This is a genomic window from Streptomyces lanatus, assembly GCF_014655715.1.
Classification (GTDB): domain Bacteria; phylum Actinomycetota; class Actinomycetes; order Streptomycetales; family Streptomycetaceae; genus Streptomyces; species Streptomyces lanatus.
Genome location: NZ_BNBM01000004.1, coordinates 601,675 through 618,250, shown reverse-complemented (window position 1 = coordinate 618,250; position 16,576 = coordinate 601,675). Strand labels below are relative to the sequence as shown.

The 16,576-nt window shown below is 70.0% G+C and carries 14 protein-coding genes; 9 read left to right on the top strand and 5 right to left on the bottom strand.

Features of this window, described 5'->3' with window-relative positions; genetic code table 11:
* The first annotated feature begins 67 nt into the window (after window positions 1-67).
* Together IE325_RS14715 and IE325_RS14710 are read left to right on the top strand one after the other, a co-directional pair.
* The gene (locus IE325_RS14715; protein WP_190070288.1) at window positions 68-1,057 is read left to right on the top strand and encodes a pirin family protein; all 990 of its coding nucleotides are present in this window, start codon (window positions 68-70) and stop codon (window positions 1,055-1,057) included.
* A 35-nt stretch (window positions 1,058-1,092) separates the two neighbouring features.
* On the top strand, window positions 1,093-1,431 hold the full coding sequence (locus IE325_RS14710) for a GNAT family N-acetyltransferase (protein ID WP_190070287.1): 339 nt from the start codon (window positions 1,093-1,095) through the stop codon (window positions 1,429-1,431).
* An 86-nt stretch (window positions 1,432-1,517) separates the two neighbouring features.
* On the opposite strand, the gene IE325_RS14705 is transcribed toward IE325_RS14710, so the two are convergent.
* The 4 genes from IE325_RS14705 to IE325_RS14690 form a co-directional block, all read right to left on the bottom strand.
* On the bottom strand, window positions 1,518-2,162 hold the full coding sequence (locus IE325_RS14705; protein WP_190070286.1) for a GAP family protein: 645 nt from the start codon (window positions 2,160-2,162) through the stop codon (window positions 1,518-1,520).
* 450 nt (window positions 2,163-2,612) lie between these two features.
* Window positions 2,613-3,734 (bottom strand): PP2C family protein-serine/threonine phosphatase, encoded by a 1,122-nt coding sequence (locus IE325_RS14700; protein WP_190070285.1) that lies wholly within the window; start codon window positions 3,732-3,734, stop codon window positions 2,613-2,615.
* A 150-nt stretch (window positions 3,735-3,884) separates the two neighbouring features.
* Window positions 3,885-5,309: a C4-dicarboxylate transporter DctA gene (gene dctA, locus IE325_RS14695; protein WP_190070284.1), complete on the bottom strand. Its 1,425-nt coding sequence runs from the start codon at window positions 5,307-5,309 to the stop codon at window positions 3,885-3,887.
* Window positions 5,306-6,424, bottom strand: a complete 1,119-nt coding sequence (locus tag IE325_RS14690) for a PrpF domain-containing protein (protein WP_190070283.1) — start codon at window positions 6,422-6,424, stop codon at window positions 5,306-5,308. The genes dctA and IE325_RS14690 overlap by 4 nt, the downstream gene beginning before the upstream one ends.
* Window positions 6,425-6,568: 144 nt before the next feature.
* Here IE325_RS14690 and IE325_RS14685 point away from each other — a divergent pair, with 144 nt between their 5' ends.
* From IE325_RS14685 to IE325_RS14675, 3 genes are all read left to right on the top strand, one after another.
* Entirely contained in the window at window positions 6,569-7,477 is a 909-nt protein-coding gene (locus IE325_RS14685) for a LysR family transcriptional regulator (RefSeq protein ID WP_190070365.1), read from the top strand.
* Window positions 7,478-7,551: 74 nt separating this feature from the next.
* Window positions 7,552-8,238: a TetR/AcrR family transcriptional regulator C-terminal domain-containing protein gene (locus IE325_RS14680; protein ID WP_190070282.1), complete on the top strand. Its 687-nt coding sequence runs from the start codon at window positions 7,552-7,554 to the stop codon at window positions 8,236-8,238.
* Window positions 8,239-8,267: 29 nt separating this feature from the next.
* On the top strand, window positions 8,268-9,335 hold the full coding sequence (locus tag IE325_RS14675) for a threonine aldolase family protein (RefSeq protein ID WP_190070281.1): 1,068 nt from the start codon (window positions 8,268-8,270) through the stop codon (window positions 9,333-9,335).
* Window positions 9,336-9,375: 40 nt separating this feature from the next.
* Here IE325_RS14675 and IE325_RS14670 read toward each other — a convergent pair whose 3' ends face one another.
* On the bottom strand, window positions 9,376-12,000 hold the full coding sequence (locus IE325_RS14670) for a cellulosome protein (protein ID WP_373315165.1): 2,625 nt from the start codon (window positions 11,998-12,000) through the stop codon (window positions 9,376-9,378).
* A 376-nt stretch (window positions 12,001-12,376) separates the two neighbouring features.
* On the opposite strand from IE325_RS14670, the gene IE325_RS14665 reads away from it, so the two are divergent.
* From IE325_RS14665 to IE325_RS14650, 4 genes are all read left to right on the top strand, one after another.
* A complete protein-coding gene (locus IE325_RS14665) occupies window positions 12,377-13,399 on the top strand; it encodes a LacI family DNA-binding transcriptional regulator (protein WP_190070279.1) in 1,023 nt (340 codons plus the stop codon).
* 104 nt (window positions 13,400-13,503) lie between these two features.
* Window positions 13,504-14,745, top strand: a complete 1,242-nt coding sequence (locus IE325_RS14660; protein ID WP_190070278.1) for a sugar ABC transporter substrate-binding protein — start codon at window positions 13,504-13,506, stop codon at window positions 14,743-14,745.
* A 1-nt stretch (window position 14,746) separates the two neighbouring features.
* Window positions 14,747-15,721: a carbohydrate ABC transporter permease gene (locus IE325_RS14655; protein WP_373315159.1), complete on the top strand. Its 975-nt coding sequence runs from the start codon at window positions 14,747-14,749 to the stop codon at window positions 15,719-15,721.
* 71 nt (window positions 15,722-15,792) lie between these two features.
* Entirely contained in the window at window positions 15,793-16,554 is a 762-nt protein-coding gene (locus tag IE325_RS14650) for a carbohydrate ABC transporter permease (RefSeq protein WP_373315164.1), read from the top strand.
* Window positions 16,555-16,576 lie beyond the last annotated feature (22 nt).

Genomic DNA, 16,576 nt, shown 5'->3' with positions numbered 1-16,576 from the left:
AGCCGTCGCCCTGCTCTCGTGGCATTATAGTTGATGTGACAACTAGAGCGGATGAGGGGTGGTCCCGGTGAGCAACGTGGAAGCCGAGCCGGCGGCGTTGAGATGCGGGGCGGCCGTGGACGACAGCCGACCGGCCGAGGAACCCCGGGTCGATGTGCTCTCCGCACGGGACGTCCCCCTGGGCGGGCCGCGGGCCATGCGGGTGCGCCGGACGCTGCCGCAGCGGAGCCGGACGCTGATCGGAGCCTGGTGCTTCGCCGATCACTACGGCCCCGTCGACGCCGCGACGGTGGGCGGCATGGACCTGCCCCCGCATCCGCACACCGGACTTCAGACGGTGAGCTGGCTGTTCAGCGGGGAGATCGAGCACCGCGACACCCTCGGCTCCCACGCCCTGATCCGGCCCGGCGAGATGAACCTCATGACCGGCGGACACGGCATCGCCCACTCGGAGGTCTCCACCCCGAACACCAGCGTCATCCATGGCGTCCAGCTGTGGGTGGCGCTGCCCGAGGAGCACCGGAACACCGCGCGGGACTTCCAGCATCACGTGCCCGAAGCCGTCCGGGTCGACGGGACCGAGATCAAGGTCTTCCTCGGCTCGCTGGCCGGAAGCACCTCGCCGGTGCGGACCTTCACCCCCCTGCTCGGCGCCGAGATCGTCCTCGAACCGCGGGCGACGGTCACGCTCGCCGTGGACCCCGCCTTCGAGCACGGCCTCCTGGTGGACAGCGGCGACGTCCGCCTGATCGACACCGCGCTACGACCCGCCGAACTCGGCTACGTGCCCTGCGGCACCGACGCCGTGACGGTCGTGAACGAGTCGGACGCTCCGGCGCGCACGATCCTGCTCGGTGGCCCTCCCTTCGAGGAGGAGATCGTCATGTGGTGGAACTTCATCGGCCGCAGCCACGAGGACATCGTGCGGGCCCGAGAGGAATGGCAGGCGGGCTCCGACCGCTTCGGCGAGGTCGAGGGCTACGCCGGACGCCGCCTCCCCGCACCCGCCCTGCCCAACGCCGTCATCACACCGCGCGGAAACCCGCCCCGCCGCTGACCCGCAACCACGGACCTCCGCACGAAAGGCATCCCATGAGCCAGTCCCCTCCCCTCCGTGACGTCCAGCGAGCGGACGCCGACCAGCGGTACGAGATCCATGTCGACGGCCGACGGGCCGGTCTGACGGCCTACCGCGACCGCGGCCCACAGCGCGTCTTCTTCCACACGGAGATCGACGACGCCTACGCCGGCCAGGGCTTGGCCGTAGAGCTGGTGCAGAAAGCGCTCGACGACGTCCGGGCGTCCGGTAAGCGGATCGTGCCCGTCTGCCCGTACGTGGCCAAGTTCCTGAAGCGGCATGAGGAGTTCGCCGACATCACCGACCCGGTGACGCCGGATGTCCTGCGGTGGTTGGAGGGGGAGCTGCGCTGAGGGGGGAGGGATTTGGATGTCCCTGACGGAGGGCGCGCGGTGACGTGCGGCCGCCAGGGCGTCCGGGTGGGTGTGGGCCGTCCGTGTCAGGTGACCAGTTCGGCGATGCTCCTGGCCGTCAGCCATAGGCCGAGGATCAGGGAGAGCGTGACGATCAGTTGTTCCTGGTGCTGCTCCAACCAGCTCCGCAGGGCGTTCAGCCGGGCGTTCGCGACCGCGGGCGCCCGGACCACGTACATCTCCATGGCGATGAGGCTGAGGGTGGCCAGCAGGCAGTAGCCGGTCAGGGCGAGCCAGTTGGCGAGGGTGGAGAGGTCGGCGTCGACGGCGGTCGCGGCGCCGGCGCCCACCAGCGCCCAGGGCTGCAGCACCCAGGCGAGGCCGGCCGCTGTGACCGGGGAGGCGTCGTCGATCCTGGCGGTCCAGCGCGGTGGGCCGTGCGGGCGGGGTGGTCGGCGGTGACGGTAGGCGCTGTACAGCACCAATGCCAGGCCGATGGCGAGTTTCGCAGCGATCACCGCGGTCGAGGGCGTGCTGTGACGGGCGGGCGGCTTGCCACCGGTCAGCAGCATCACGCAGGCGATCACCGCGATCAGGTTGGCCAGCCACGACAACAGGAAGGCCAGGCCCAGGCGAACGCCGCGCCGCGCGGAGAGCAGCAGAATGAAGGCGCTGTTGTGCAAGGGCCCCAGGCTGATGGCCGTACCGATCACGATCAGGTCGAGGACCATCGGATCAGACGCCCCTGGGTGCCTGGGCCGGCCGCCGCCCGGGGACGGGCGGACCGGTCGGCGAAGTGAGCCTGTGCTCGACCACCACCGGCCTCACCTCGCGGGCCGGCGCTGCGGAGGGGCCCTGCGCGGTCGTCGTCATGACAACGACGGTGCACCAACGCGACCGGGCTGCTCCGGCGACACGCCCAGGTGAGCTGCCGTCCGGCCGGGCTGGGTGGTGGTCCCGGCTCCGAGGTCGAACGTGACTCCGGTGAGATGTTCACTCGCGGCCCACAGCCGGCTGCCTTCGTCGGGGTCGTCGGCGCCCTCGGAGGGCTTGGCGGGCAGGGCACAGGTCGTCGTCCGCTCGAGCCGGTACCACGTGGCCGGCCGGACCACCTTGGACTGGACCTGATGGAAGCCTCGCCTCCCGCGCGTTTCGTGCCACACCCGCATCCTGATGACGTGTCAGCGAGCCGCTGAACGGCGGACCGTCAGGACCGCGATGTCGTCGTGCCGGTCGCTGCCGCGGGCGAAAGCGCGGGCGTCGTCGTGGAGGACCCCCGGCAGCTCGGTGGGGGACAGGCCGGCGTTCTTCGCCACGCGTTCTTCGAGCGGGTAGAAGGTGCCGTCGCTCGCCCGGGTCTCCGTCAGGCCGTCGGTGGTGAGCAGTACCGTCGCGCCGGGCGGGAAATCGAACCAGTTCACCGTGACGGGCTCGTTGGCCAGTTCGGCGAGGCCGAGCGGTACGCCGGAGTCCGGTTCGAGTCGGGTGACGCCGTCGTCATGCACCAACAAGGGAGCGACATGGCCGCAGTTGACCATCTGCGCCTCCTCGTGCAGGTCGACGCAGAGGATCAGCGCGGTGACGAAACGCTCGTCCTCGCCGGTCTGTTCGGCGTAGGAGTTGTGTCTGACCACCGCGTCGTCCAAGGTGTCGACCAGCGCGGTCAGCGTGGGCTCCCGGTACGCGGCCTCACGGAAGGCACCGATGACGGCGAACGCCGCGCCCACCGCGGCCAGACCCTTGCCCTGCACATCACCGATCAGCACACGCGTACCCCAGGGTGAAGCGACGACGTCGTAGATGTCTCCGCCGACCAACCGGTCCTCGTGCAGCGGCTCGTAGAGCCCATTGACCAAGGCGTCGTCCGTCACCAGGGGAAGCGGGCGCAGAATGTGCCGCTGCATCGCCGCGGCCGTGGAACGCAGCCGGAGCATCTCGGCCTCGCGTGAGATACGCCGACGACAGGCGTACACGGAGATCAGGCCCAGGGCCAGAGTCAGCAGGATCAGCAGGAGGCGGTCGAGCCAATGGCCACCGTCACGGTCGCGCAGCACCACCGTGGCGGTGACGACACAAGCGGTCCACACCGCGACGAACGCGGTCTGCCGGACGGTGCAGAGGGCCGATGCCGTGCCCGGCAGAAAGACGAGCAGCCCGAGAAGCCACACCTCGGATCCCGAGACCGCGGCGAGAGCCTCCACCAGCGCGGTCGTGACCACCACACCGATGAGAACCTCTCTGTCGAGCGGGGGCTCGATCGCCTCGAGCGTCTCGACGGATTCCCTCGGGCTGATACCGATCACATGAACTCCCGGGCGTGCGGTGATCTCCGCGAACGTTATCCGGGGCCATGCTCGGGAGGAGGGACGCCCCGCCGTCGGGTACTGGTGGCGGGGCTGGGACGACGGCCGCGCCGGTCCGGAGCGTGCGCTCCGGACCGGTCGTGCGGGGTGTCAGCCGATGGCGGGTACCGGGCCGCGGTCCCTGTCGCTCGATTCCTTCGGAGCGGATTCCTCGGCGGCCTCGGGGGTCTCGGTGGTCTCGGGGGAGCGGTCGTGGTCGGGAGCGGGGTTGTACGGGATCTCGCCGCTGAGGACGGCCTTGGCGCGTCGCTCGTCGAGCTGTCCCTCCCACTTGGCCACCGCCAGTGTGGCGACGCCGTTGCCGACCACGCTGGTCAGGGCGCGGGCCTCGGACATGAAGCGGTCGATGCCGAAGATGAGGGCGAGGGCGGCGACGGGCACGTGCGGGACGGCGCTGAGGGTGGCGGCCAGGGCGATGAAGCCGGAGCCGGTGACGCCGGCGGCGCCCTTCGACGTGAGCAGCATGACGGTGAGCATCGACAACTGCTCGGCGAGACCGAGGTCGATGCCGAGGGCCTGGGCGAGGAAGACCGCGCCCATGGTCAGGTAGATGGCGGTGCCGTCGAGATTGAAGGAGTACCCGGCGGGCAGCGTGATGCCCACCACCGGCTTGGAGGCGCCCGCGTGCTCCAGCTTGGCCATCATGCGCGGCAGCACCGGCTCGCTGGACGACGTACCCAGGACGATCAGGAGCTCTTCCTTGATGTAGCGGAGGAAGGGCAGCAGGCGCAGGCCGTTGATGCGCATGACCGTGCCGAGGACGACAAGGACGAAGAAGAGCGCGGTGAGCCAGAAAGAGCCGACCAGCAGGAAGAGGTGGTGCAGGGTGTCGAGGCCGTAGTTGCCGATGGTGAAGGCCATGGAGCCGAAGGCGCCCATGGGGGCGAGCCGCATGATCCAGCGGATGAGCGTGAACAGGACCTTGGACAGCTTCTCGATGCCCTGAGTGATCCCCCGCCCCGCCTGACCGGCGGCGTTCAGACCGAAGCCGAACAGCACCGAGATCAGCAGCACCGGCAGGATCTCATGGCCCGTCAGCGCGCTCAGCACCGTGTCCGGGACGATGGAGAGGATGAACGCGGCGACGCTCTCGTGGCTCTCGGTCGCCTCCGGCGGCAGGCCCTCGGTGGAGAGGGTGGAGGGGTCGACGTGCAGCCCGCTGCCGGGCTGGACGACGTTGACGACGACCAGGCCGATCACCATGGCGACCGTGGTCAGCACCTCGAAGTAGATCAGTGCCTTGAGGCTGACCCGGCCGACGGCGCGCGCATTGCCCATGGAGGCGATGCCATGGACGACCGTACAGAAGATGACGGGCGCGATCATCATGCGGACCAGGGCGATGAAGCCGTCGCCCAGGGGCTTGAGTTCGGCCCCGAAGGTCGGCCACAGCCAGCCCACAGCGGCACCTGCGACGACGCCGATCAGGCACTGGACGTAGAGCAGGGACAGCAGTCGGCGGATACGGCGCGATGGCGAGGGGACCGTGCCCGGGGCGGCGTCGTTGCGGCTCATGCGGGGCGTCCTTCCAGGACGGGAACGAGAAGTTCGGCTCGGGCGATGCGGCGGGCGGCGCGGTGCAGCAGCACCGTGGGAGAGGCGCCGTCCGGTGCGGGGACGGCCTGCGCGGTGATGACGCCGGCCGGGGTGCCCAGGCGCAGCGGTCCGCCGGCGGTCTGCCGGGCGACGCGGTGGGCGAGCGTGCCGGGGGTGGCGGCGGCGGTGGCCAGCGCGACGGCGGAGGTGAGGCCGATCGCGGGGTGGGGGGCGTGCATCGACACCATGCGGACGGCGAGGTCGTAATCGTCCTGTCCGACGCGGGTGCCGTCGGTGGTGCGATAGGCGGCGGGGCGGGCGACGACCCCGACCTTCGGCACGGCATGGCTGACGGGGTCGCTCTCCGCGGCCAGGCCCATGGCCAGGGCGGCCTGACGGCGCAGCACGGTGAGCGCGGGCACCGCCGCCGCGAACTCGGCCGGGGACTCGGTGCCTTGCAGTCCGAACGCCTTGGCCTCGAACAGCGCGGCCGGTGCACCGGCGTCGACCAGGGACACCTCCACCTGGCCGGCGGGCCCCGTCAGGGTGTCCAGGGCGCGGCCGGTCGGCAGGGCGCGGCCCGTGGTCGAACCCGCCGGATTCATGAAGCCGAGCAGGACGGGCACCCCGAGCGCGGCGGTGCCCGGCACCGCGGCCGAACCCTCGTCGGGCACCCTGCGCCCGGCGGTGGGGATGGTGCCGGTGAGGCGGGCCCCGGTGTTCACGTTGAGCATGCGCACCGTGGTGGAGTCCGATGTGATCGGCAGCAGGCCGTTGTGAACGGCGTACAGGGCGACGGCGGTGGCGCAGTTGCCGCAGTTGCTGGCCCACTCCACACGCTCGTCACCGATGCCGACCTGCGCGAAGGCGTACTCGACATCGATGCCCGGCTCCGTGGAGGTCCTGACGATCGCCGCCTTGGAGGTGGTGGAGGAGGCGCCGCCGACGCCGTCGATCTGGCGGGGGTCGGCGGCGTTGTAGGCGGCGAGCAGCAGGGTGTCGGCGTCCACACCGGTCGCCACCACATCGCGGTGGTCGAAGATCCAGCACTTGCTGGTCCCTCCACGGATCAACTCACCCTGCAGACGCAACACGACGGACTCCTCGGGGAAACCCCGACGGCACTTCCGTGCGGGGTGCGATCCACAGTGGGCGCGGAGAGCGTGAAGTACAATCTCGGAAATCTGCATGGGTATTAAGCTGGAGTTAACCCTGGAATGAACGCTGGAGGTGGCGCGGTGCTCGATGTCCGGCGCATCCTGCTCTTCACCGAGGTCGCCCGCCGGGGCTCGGTCACCGCGACCGCACGCGCCCTCAACTACACGCCCTCGGCGGTGTCCCAGCAGGTCGGCCGACTGGAAGCGGAGGCCGGGCAGCCGCTCCTCGAACGCCATGCGCGGGGCGTCACGCTCACCGAGGCGGGCCGTGCCCTGGCCGAGCGCGGGGCGCGGATCGAGAGCGAACTGAAGGCCGCGGAGAATGAGTTGGCCGACTTCGCGGGCCTGCGCGCGGGCACCCTGCGCGTCGGAACCTTCCCCACCGTCGGCGCCTCCCTCCTTCCCCGGGCCGTGATCGCCTTCCGGGAAGCCCACCCCGACGTACGGCTGGCGGTGCGCAGCGCCCGTATCGCTGGACTGTGGGCGATGCTGGAGAACCGGGAGATCGAGATGTCCCTGATGTGGGACTACGACTGGAACCGCATCGACCGTGAGGACATCGTCGTCACCGCGCTCGCCGACGACCCCCCGGCTCTCCTGGTCGGCGCGGACCACCCGCTCGCCGGCCGTCGCTCGGTCACCCTCGCCGACTTCGCGAGGGACTCCTGGATCACCCGTGCCGAGAACCACCCGGTCGCCGAGGCCCTGGTCCGCAGCTGCCGTACAGCCGGTTTCGAGCCGCAGATCGCCTACGAGGCCCACGACTACCAGGAGGCCCAGGCCATGGTCGCCACCGGTATCGGCGTCGCCCTCGCTCCCACCCTGGCCCTGGAGGGCATCCGGGCCGGCGTCAGCGTCCTCCCGCTGAAGCCACCGGCGGCGGTGCGCCGCATCCTCCTCGTCCGCATGAGCGACCACGTCCTCACCCCCGCCGCCCAGGCCTTCGCGGGCTTCCTGCGCGACAGCGTCGCGGTCGGCCGCACTTCCTGACCGCGACCCGCCGGACCCACCGGCTCAGAGCCTCTCGGGCGACGAGCGATACGCCGTATCGTACGATGACTCGTATGCCCCGTCACTCTGCTTCACTGGACCGCGCGACCCCGGACCGGATCGCCGGCACGGCACTCCTCCTCGTCGACGAGGGCGGCCCTGACGCGCTGACGTTCCGCGCGCTGGCATCGCGGCTGGACATCTCCCTCGCCTCGCTCCAGCGCCGCTGCGTCGACCTGGCCGGGTTGCTGGACCTGTGCCTCGACCACCTGGCGGCGCAGCTGCCGGAGACCGAGTCGGCGGACGCCGACTGGGCCACGGCCACCGAGACCCGTTTCACCGCGCTGTACCGGCTGCTCGCGGCCCATCCGGGGCTGCTCGCCCTGCGCGGCACTCGGCCCTGGCTCGGCCCCCATCTGCTGGCCCGCCTGGTCGAGCCGCAGGTCGCCGACAGCATCGCCGTCGGGATGACCCCCGAGGAGGCGATCACCGCGTACCGGCGGATGTACCTGCTCACCCTCGGCAGCGCGGGCTTCGTCGACCACCGCGATCCCAAGGCCGCACAGGCGGCCACCCGTACCGCGCTGGCCGCACTCGACCCGGAGAGCTTCCCGGCGCTGACCGGGAACCTGGGCGAGATCGTGCCCGCCGTGACCGACGACGAGGTCTACTACGGCGCCCTGCGCCAGCTCATCCGGGCAGCGGACCCGAGGGCGGCGGCCACCGGCTCCGCGGAACCGGATCCCCGCCGCGCGACCTGATCCGCCCATCCCACAGCAAGGACCCGACCATGAGCACCACAACCCCAACGGCACGCGTCTTCAGCAGCGACAACACCGCCGGCGCCTCCCCGGAGATCGTCGACGCCGTGACCCGCGCGGCCGCCGGCCAGGCCCAGCCGTACGGCGCCGACAGCGTCACCGCCGACGTCAGGCGCCGTATGAGCGAGATCTTCGAGCGCGACGTCGACGTGCTGCTCGTCTCCACCGGCTCGGCGGCCAACGCCCTGAGCCTGGCGGCCCTCACCCCGCCCTGGGGCAGCGTGCTGTGCCACCGCGACAGCCACATCAACAACGACGAGTGCGGAGCGCCCGAGTTCTACACCGCCGGCGCCAAGCTCGTCCCGCTCGGGGGCGACGACGCCAAGATCGACCCCGGTGAACTGCGGGCGGCCGTACGGCACAAGGCCGGGGACGTGCACAGCGTGGAGCCCTCGGTGGTGAGCCTGACCCAGGCCACCGAGACCGGTGCCGTCTACACCCTCGATGAGCTGCACACCCTCGGCCCCATCGCCAAGGAGGCGGGGCTGCGTCTGCACATGGACGGCGCCCGCTTCGCCGGAGCCGTCGCCGCGCTCGGCCGCACACCCGCCGAGCTGACCTGGCGGGCCGGCGTCGACCTGCTCTCCTTCGGCGCCACCAAGAACGGCACGATGACCGCCGACGCCATCGTCGTCTTCGACCGGTCCCTCACCGCCGAACTGTCCTTCCGCGCCAAGCGCGCCGGCCAGCTCGCCTCCAAGATGCGCTTTCACGCCGCCCAGCTCGACGCGTACCTCACCGACGACCTGTGGCTGCGCAACGCCGCCCACGCCAATGCCATGGCCGCCCGCCTCCAGGAGGGCCTGAAGGCGATACCCGAGGTCGGCCTGCTCGGCGCCGCCGACGCCAACCTCCTCTTCTGCCGTATGCCCCAGCAGGTCATCGATGGACTCCTGGCCGACGGCTACGTCTTCTACCACGACCGCTGGGAGCCGGGCGTCGTCCGCTTCGTCACCTCCTTCGCCACCACGGAGCGGGACGTCGACGGCCTGATCCACGCGGTCGGCCACCACGCCGCCTGGACCGGGAGTCCGTGATGCGCCGGTTAAGGGCCGGCGCATCACGGACGCCGGTGGGCTACCGCTGCGCGAGCGGAGTGACCGCGATGCGGTCGATGACCGGTGCGTAGGGCGAGCGCTGGTCGTACTGGTTGTAGGTGTCGCCGTTGAAGTCGGGCAGTTCCTCGGCGGTGAAGGTGAGCCGGTTCGTGCCCTTCTTGAGGGTGACGGGCACGGTCAGTTCCCAGAAGTTGTTGAAGTGGAAGGTGGTCGGGAAGAGCACCCGCCGGGCCGGTCCGCCGTTGACCGAGAGGTCGGCGTGGCGGGCGATCGGGTCCGGGTTGTAGTGCGTGGCCGGGGCCTGCTCGGCGTTCGAGTACCGGATGGTGACCGCGTGCCGCCCCGAACGCGCGGCGACGACATCGACGGTGAGCGCGTTGGCCTTGCCGTCGCCGATCGCCGTGACCGCCTTGCCGCCGGACGCGGAGGGGTAGCCGTCGGTCACCTTGGCGGCCCCCGTCAGTACCCCGGCCTCCGCCTGGTACACCTTGGTCGTCAGGGTGCCGCTCGACGGCGCGACCCGGAGCCGGTCCAGTACGAGCTCACCCGAAGTGCCGGTCACGGTGATCTTGTTGATGCCGCCCGAGAGGAAGACCCGGACCTGATCCGTACCCTTCTTGCCGCCGCCGGCCTTGGGCACGTCGAGTTTCTCGCCGTTGAGCGAAACGGTGGCCTGCCCACCGCCCAAGTGGTCGACGGACACGGTCGATTCACCGTCGGTGCGGGAGTGGACCCAGAAGGTCGCGGAGTCGCCCTTGGCCAGCGGGACCGCTCCCGGACCAGACGCACCCGCGTAGGTGTAGCCGGGCCGGGTTCCGGAGAGGGTGGCGTACTCGGCCTCGTAGATCGCCGGCGCGGTCGCGCGCTCGTCGCGGAGGGACAGGTCGATCTTGTCGATGATGGCGTCGCCCTTGGTGACGCCCAGGTCGGGGTCCTTCGCGGCGAGCGTGATCCGGTGCTTGCCGGCGGTCAGCTTCACCGTGGTGTCCGTGTGTCCCCAGACCACCCACTTGTAGCCGAGCGGCAGCCGCAGCTCCTGCGGGTCCTTGCCGTCGACGCGCAGGAAGACATTGGTGGGGCCCTGTTCCTTCACCAGGTCGTACAGGTTGTAGGAGTTGGCGAAGACACTCAGGTCGTACGTGCCGTCCTGCGGGACCTCGACATCGAAGGAGAGGACGCCGTCGGAGCCGGTGCGCAGGCCGCCCACGTTGTAGGCGCCGGACGTCGCGAACTTCCCGACCTGGGAGGGAGAGCCCTCCGGGCCGTTCCTGGAATAGCCGCTGCCGGTGTAGGCGGCGTTCTCCGCCTCGTACGTCCCGCGCCAGCTCACGGACGGCTCGGCGGGCACCGTGCCCTGGCCGCCGGGCGAGAGGATGACCTGGTAGGCCGACATCTCGTTCATCCCGGTCATCGGCAGCCGCACGGTGCCGTCCGCGCCGACCGCGAGCTCCCGGTCGGCCAGCCGCAGCGGCTGGGCCGAGTCGCCGACCTGCCCGGACCAGGGGATCTCCTGCACGGTGGCGTGCACGGTCGTGCCGAACAGCTCGGGGTCGACGTTCTCGAAGACGACGTTCGCGTCACCGGCCTTGCCGCCGAAGATGGCCCGGGACTGCTTCTTGGCCTCGTCCAGGGTCGCCACACCCTGGAGGGTGTACTGCTGGTTCGGATGCGGCGCGGTCACCCGCACGGTGTGCCCCGACATCTGGCCGTAGGCGTTGAACAGCCACCACTGGCCGTTGCCCTTGTTGGCCTCCACGGCCGAGTCGTTGAGGTTGCCGTCGATGTTCCAGTACGCCAGATCGGCGTCGATCTTGGACTCCTCGATGGCGGAGACCCACTGGACGACCTGACCGGGCACCGAGAGGTGGTAGTTGTGGCCGTACTCGTTGACGTTGACCGGCAGCGGGCCGACTCCGACGTCCTTCTCCATCTGGCGGTACTTCGCCACGTTCGTGCGGACCGCGGCGGGGCTGGACAGCTCGTGCCAGGTCATCACGTCCGGGACGACGTCATTGGCCTTGGCGTACTGCAGGAATCCCTTCACCTGGTCGTAGAGGACGCTGGTGTTGGGGCCGGCGATGCGGGCGTCCGGGTCGAGGCCCTTGATGAGGTGGTAGACCTCCTTCCAGGCCGCGAAGTAGTGCTGCGGGTCGTTCAGCCAGGAGACCTTGTCGTAGCTCCACTCTCCTGTGCCGAACATGTTCCCCTCGGGTTCGTTGAAGGGGACGTAGACGACATGGTCCTTGTAGTCCGGCATGGTCAGGACCTGCTGGACCTGCTTCTTGATCTTCTCCTTGAAGTCCGCGAGCCGCGCCGGGCCGTCGGCGCCCGGCCACTGGTAGGGGAAGCCGCGGTAGATGTCGGTCATGTAGATGTAGACGTCCTTGCCGCCCGAGTCCACGAACGGCGGCAGCATCTCCAGCGCGTCCGCGCCCGGGTGCTGCGGACCGTCCTGTGCCTTCGTCGACACCGTGCGGACATGCATGCCTTCGAGGATGTTGCGGCTCGGCACGCCGTCGCCGTAGACGCCGTACAGGGAGCCGGACGCGCCGCCGTGGAAGGCGCCGGTGTCGCTGGCCAGGTCGACGGTGAGTTGCTCCGGTTCCGCCGCGCCGGCCGTGCCGGCCGCGGGTACGGCTAGCAGGGCGGCGAGGGCTGTGACGGCGGTGGCACCGGCGCCGGCTTTCGTTCTGCTGGGTTTGCGTCGCACTGAGGTCTCCGTGAGGTCATCCGTCTCGGGAGGTCGAACCGGTTCGACAAATGTCAAGCTGGACAGGGCCTGAATCTCGCGGGCCGATCCTGGGGGTGTCCGAAGTACCTGCGAGGGGTCATCGAACCGGTTCGCCGGAAGCTAGCACCGCCGGAAATGGACCAGCAATACCTCCGACACGGATTGGACGGCCGTAACCTGGAGTTGTGCGCAAGGTGTTGACAGCCGCTTCCGGGCGCTCCTAACTTCCCTCCAGGCGAACCGGTTCGACAGTCGGCTCGCCCTCGAACCGGTTCGACGAAGGAGTGCCGTGAACATCGGGGAGATCGCCAAGCGGGCCGGTGTCTCGCGGAGCACGGTGTCCTACGCGCTGAGCGGCAAACGCTCGGTGTCCGAGGAGACCCGCCGCAAGATCCAGCGGGTCATCGACGAACTCGGCTACCGGCCCAATGCGAGCGCGCGGGCCCTGGCCAACGGCCGGACCAGCACCCTCGGTCTGGTCTTCCCGCCCGCCGGCAACCACTACACCGGCATGCAACTGGACTTCATCGGCAGCGTGGTGGAGGCCGCGGCGGCCTACGACTACGACGTGCTGCTCTCCCCGAGCGGCATGGACAGCGACCGCTCCTTCCAGCGGCTGCTGGCCGAGCGGCGCGTCGACGGCGCGATCCTCATGGAGATCAGGCTCCAGGACGACCGCGTCGACCATCTCGTCGCCGAGAACTTCCCCGCCGTCTGCATCGGCCGTACCGCACGGTCGGACGACGACTGGTGGGTCGGCCTGGACCACACCGCGCTGGCCGCGGCCTGTGTGCACCACCTCGCCGACCTGGGCCACCGCAGGATCGCCTTCGTGAACCGGCCCGAGCACCTGCTGCGCGCCGGATACGAATCCGCCCACCGCGGCCTCGACGGCTTCACCAAGGCCGCGGCCGAGCGCGGGCTCACCGTGCGGACCTACTGCTGCGGCGACGACGCCCCCTCGGGCCAGGCCTGCATGGAGCGGATCCTGCACGACGACCCGGCCACCACGGCGCTGGTCACCCTCAACGAGGCCGCCCTGGGCGGCATTTACCGGGGTCTGGCCGCAGCCGGCCGTCATGTGCCGCGCGACTTCTCCGTCACCGGAGTCGTGGCGGCCCGGTGGGCGGAGACGGTGACCCCGCAGCTCACCGCGGCGGACGTACCGGCGGAACAGATGGGACGGCTCGCCGTGGAACTCCTCGTCGAGCGCCTCGACCACCCCGACGCGGCACCACGCCATCACCTGCTCGCACCGCCGATCTCACTGCGCGCCAGCACCGGGCCCGCGCACCCCGGCACCGCCGCCTGAACCAGCCCCCACGCCGGCCTGCCGCCCACCACCCACTTCATCGGCATGCCCTCCTTCGGCATGCCCCGGCCGAAGTACATGCCGTGACCACAAAGGAACGTGCCATGAACCGACCCACCGGACGGCGGCTCACCGCCGCGGCCCTGACCGTCGCCGCCCTCGCCACCGCAGCCACCGCCTGCTCCTCCGGCGGCAGTTCGTCCGCGAAGGGGGACGACAGCGGCACCTACACCGTCTGGGACCCCTATCCGCAGTTCGACAGGACATCGGCGTGGGCGAAGCTGCTCGACGGCTGCGGCACCAAGGCCGGCGTGAAGATCAAGCGGACGGCGTTCGACACCAGCGACCTGACGAACAAGGCGCTCCTCGCGGCCCAGCAGGACAACTCCCCGGACGTACTCGTCGTCGACAACCCCGTGGTCTCCACCCTGGCCGAGGCCGGAGTGCTCACCACCACCGACGACAACAAACTGGACACCTCGAAGGTCGACCCCAACCTGCTCGCGGCCGGCCAGGTGGGAGGGAAGACGTACGGCACCCCGATCGGCGCGAACACCCTCGCCCTCTACTACAACAAGGAGGTCCTGAAGGAGGCCGGGGTCGACGTGGCCTCGGTCAAGGACTGGCCGTCGCTGACCGCGGCCCTGGAGAAGGTGAAGAAGGCCGGCAAGAAGGGCATCACCTTCTCCGCGATCGGGACGGAGGAGGGCAGCTTCCAGTTCCTGCCCTGGTTCTGGGGTTCCGGAGCGAAGCTCACCGAACTCGACTCCGCGCAGGGCGTATCGGCACTGTCCCTGTGGTCCGACTGGACGGAGAAGGGCTACGCCCCGAACTCGGTGCTGAACAACACCCAGACCACCAGCTGGCAGGAGTTCGCCAGCGGTGACTACGCGTTCGCCGAGAACGGCACCTGGCAGCTGGCGAACGCCCAGAAGGCCGGCTTCGACTACGGCGTCCTGCCCATACCCGGCGCCGAGGGCGGCACAGCCGCCGCCCCGACCGGCGGCGAGTTCGTCACCGTCCCGGTCCAGGGCGACACCGGCCGCTACACCACCGCACAGCGGCTGGTCTCCTGCCTGACCAGCACCCAGAACCTGTACGACACCGACACCACCCTGTCCTACGTGGCCCCCACCGGCGAGGTCCAGGACAAGCAGGTCGCCGCGAACGCCGAGCTCAAGCCATGGGTCGACGCGGTCAAGGCCGCCAAGGGGCGCACCAGTGACGACCTCGGCACCAAGTACCCCAAGATCTCCGAGCAGCTGTGGAAGGCGGTCCAAACCGCCCTCAGCGGGTCCAAGTCCCCGAAGGACGCCCTCAGTTCGGCGCAGGACGCGGTTCGGTGACATGAGTCCGACGAAACAGTCGACACACCCACCGGACCGCCGGCCCACGCTCGACGAGAGCACGATGGCCACCGTCGCCCCGCCCCCGCGCCGCCGCACCTCCCAGCAGTGGGCCGCCTGGGCGTTCCTCACCCCGGTCACCCTCTACCTCGTCCTCTTCTACGCCTATCCGCTCTACCGCAACCTCGACCTGAGCCTGCGTGACTACACCGTCCGCTCCTTCGTCCAGGGCGACGCGCCCTTCACCGGCCTCGCGAACTACGCCACCGTCCTCGACGACCCGACCTTCGGCCCGGCACTCACCCACACCGTGGTCTTCACCGCCGTCTGCCTGGCCCTCCAGTACGCCATCGGTCTGGCACTCGCGGTCTTCTTCCACCAGAACTTCCGGCTCTCCGCGACCCTGCGCGCCCTGTTCCTGGTGCCGTGGCTGCTGCCGCTGATCGTGTCCGCGTCCACCTGGTCCTGGCTGCTCAACAGCGACTCCGGGCTCGTCAACGCCGTGCTCGGCGCCGTCGGCATCGACCCCGTGAACTGGCTGACCTCGCCGTCCTGGTCGCTGACCTCGGTGATCATCGCGAACATCTGGATCGGCGTACCGTTCAACCTGGTCGTCCTCCACAGCGGACTGCAGTCCATCCCGGCGAGCCTGTACGAGGCGGCGGCTCTCGACGGGGCGAACGCCTGGCAGCGCTTCTGGCGCATCACCTTCCCCCTGCTGCGCCCGGTGTCCGCGGTCACTCTCCTGCTGGGCCTCGTCTACACGCTCAAGGTCTTCGACGTCATCTGGATCATGACCAAGGGCGGGCCCGCCGACTCGTCCACCACCTTCGCCACCTGGTCCTATCAACTCGGCTTCGGCAACCTGGTGCCCGCATTCGGCCCGGGTGCGGCCGTAGGGAACCTGCTCGTCGCCGCCGCTGTCGTCTTCGGTCTGGTGTATCTGCGGGTCCAGCGAAAGCAGGCACGGACGTGACCATCATCGCCCTGAACCGCCCCCGCCGTACGTGGTGGAAGACGGCCGCCGGCCTCCTCCTCACCGGGATCATGCTCTTCCCGGTCTACTGGATGCTCAACGTCTCCCTCACCCGCGAACAGGACATGCGTGCGAGCCCGCCGGAACTGTTCCCCGCACACCCCACCTTCGAGGGCTACCGGGCCGTCCTGGACGAGCAGTTGCCCTACCTCGCCACCAGCCTCCTCATCGGCCTGGGCACGGTCGCCCTGACCGTGGCCCTGGCCGCCCCGGCCGGCTACGCACTCGCCAAACTGCGCCCACGGGGCGGCGGCGTGCTCGGCTTCCTCTTCCTGGTCGCCCAGATGATCCCCGGCATCATCATGGCGATGGGCTTCTACGCCATCTACCTCCAACTCGGCCTGCTCCAGTCCGTCCCCGGCCTGATCGTCGCCGACTCCACCCTGGCCGTCCCGTTCGCGGTGCTGATCTTCACCGCGTTCATGTCCGGCATCCCGGAGGAACTCCTCCAGGCCGCGAGGACCGACGGAGCCGGGCTCGTACGCACCTTCTGGTCGATCGTGCTGCCGATGAGCCGCAATGCCGTCGTCACGGTGTCGCTGTTCGCGTTCCTGTGGTCCTGGTCCGACTTCGTGTTCGCCGGCACCCTCGTCAACGGCGGCCCCCACGAGCCGATCACCCTCGGGATCTACCACTACATCGGCAACAACAACCAGGAGTGGAACGCCATCATGGCCACCGCCGTCGTGGCCTCACTCCCCGCGGCCGTGATCCTCGTCCTCGCCCAGCGCTATGTCGCCGCCGGCGTCAGCGCCGGAGCCGTCAAGGACTGAGCCCCCACGGGCGACCCCAGCT

Coding starts and splice junctions, on each gene's coding strand:
- IE325_RS14680 (WP_190070282.1), top strand. CDS start 7,552: ATGCCCCGTCACTCTGCTTCACTGGACCGCGCGACCCCGGACCGGATC.
- IE325_RS14660 (WP_190070278.1), top strand. CDS start 13,504: ATGAACCGACCCACCGGACGGCGGCTCACCGCCGCGGCCCTGACCGTC.
- IE325_RS14655 (WP_373315159.1), top strand. CDS start 14,747: ATGAGTCCGACGAAACAGTCGACACACCCACCGGACCGCCGGCCCACG.
- dctA (WP_190070284.1), bottom strand. CDS start 5,309: ATGAGCCGCAACGACGCCGCCCCGGGCACGGTCCCCTCGCCATCGCGC.
- IE325_RS14650 (WP_373315164.1), top strand. CDS start 15,793: ATGCTCTTCCCGGTCTACTGGATGCTCAACGTCTCCCTCACCCGCGAA.
- IE325_RS14675 (WP_190070281.1), top strand. CDS start 8,268: ATGAGCACCACAACCCCAACGGCACGCGTCTTCAGCAGCGACAACACC.
- IE325_RS14710 (WP_190070287.1), top strand. CDS start 1,093: ATGAGCCAGTCCCCTCCCCTCCGTGACGTCCAGCGAGCGGACGCCGAC.
- IE325_RS14705 (WP_190070286.1), bottom strand. CDS start 2,162: ATGGTCCTCGACCTGATCGTGATCGGTACGGCCATCAGCCTGGGGCCC.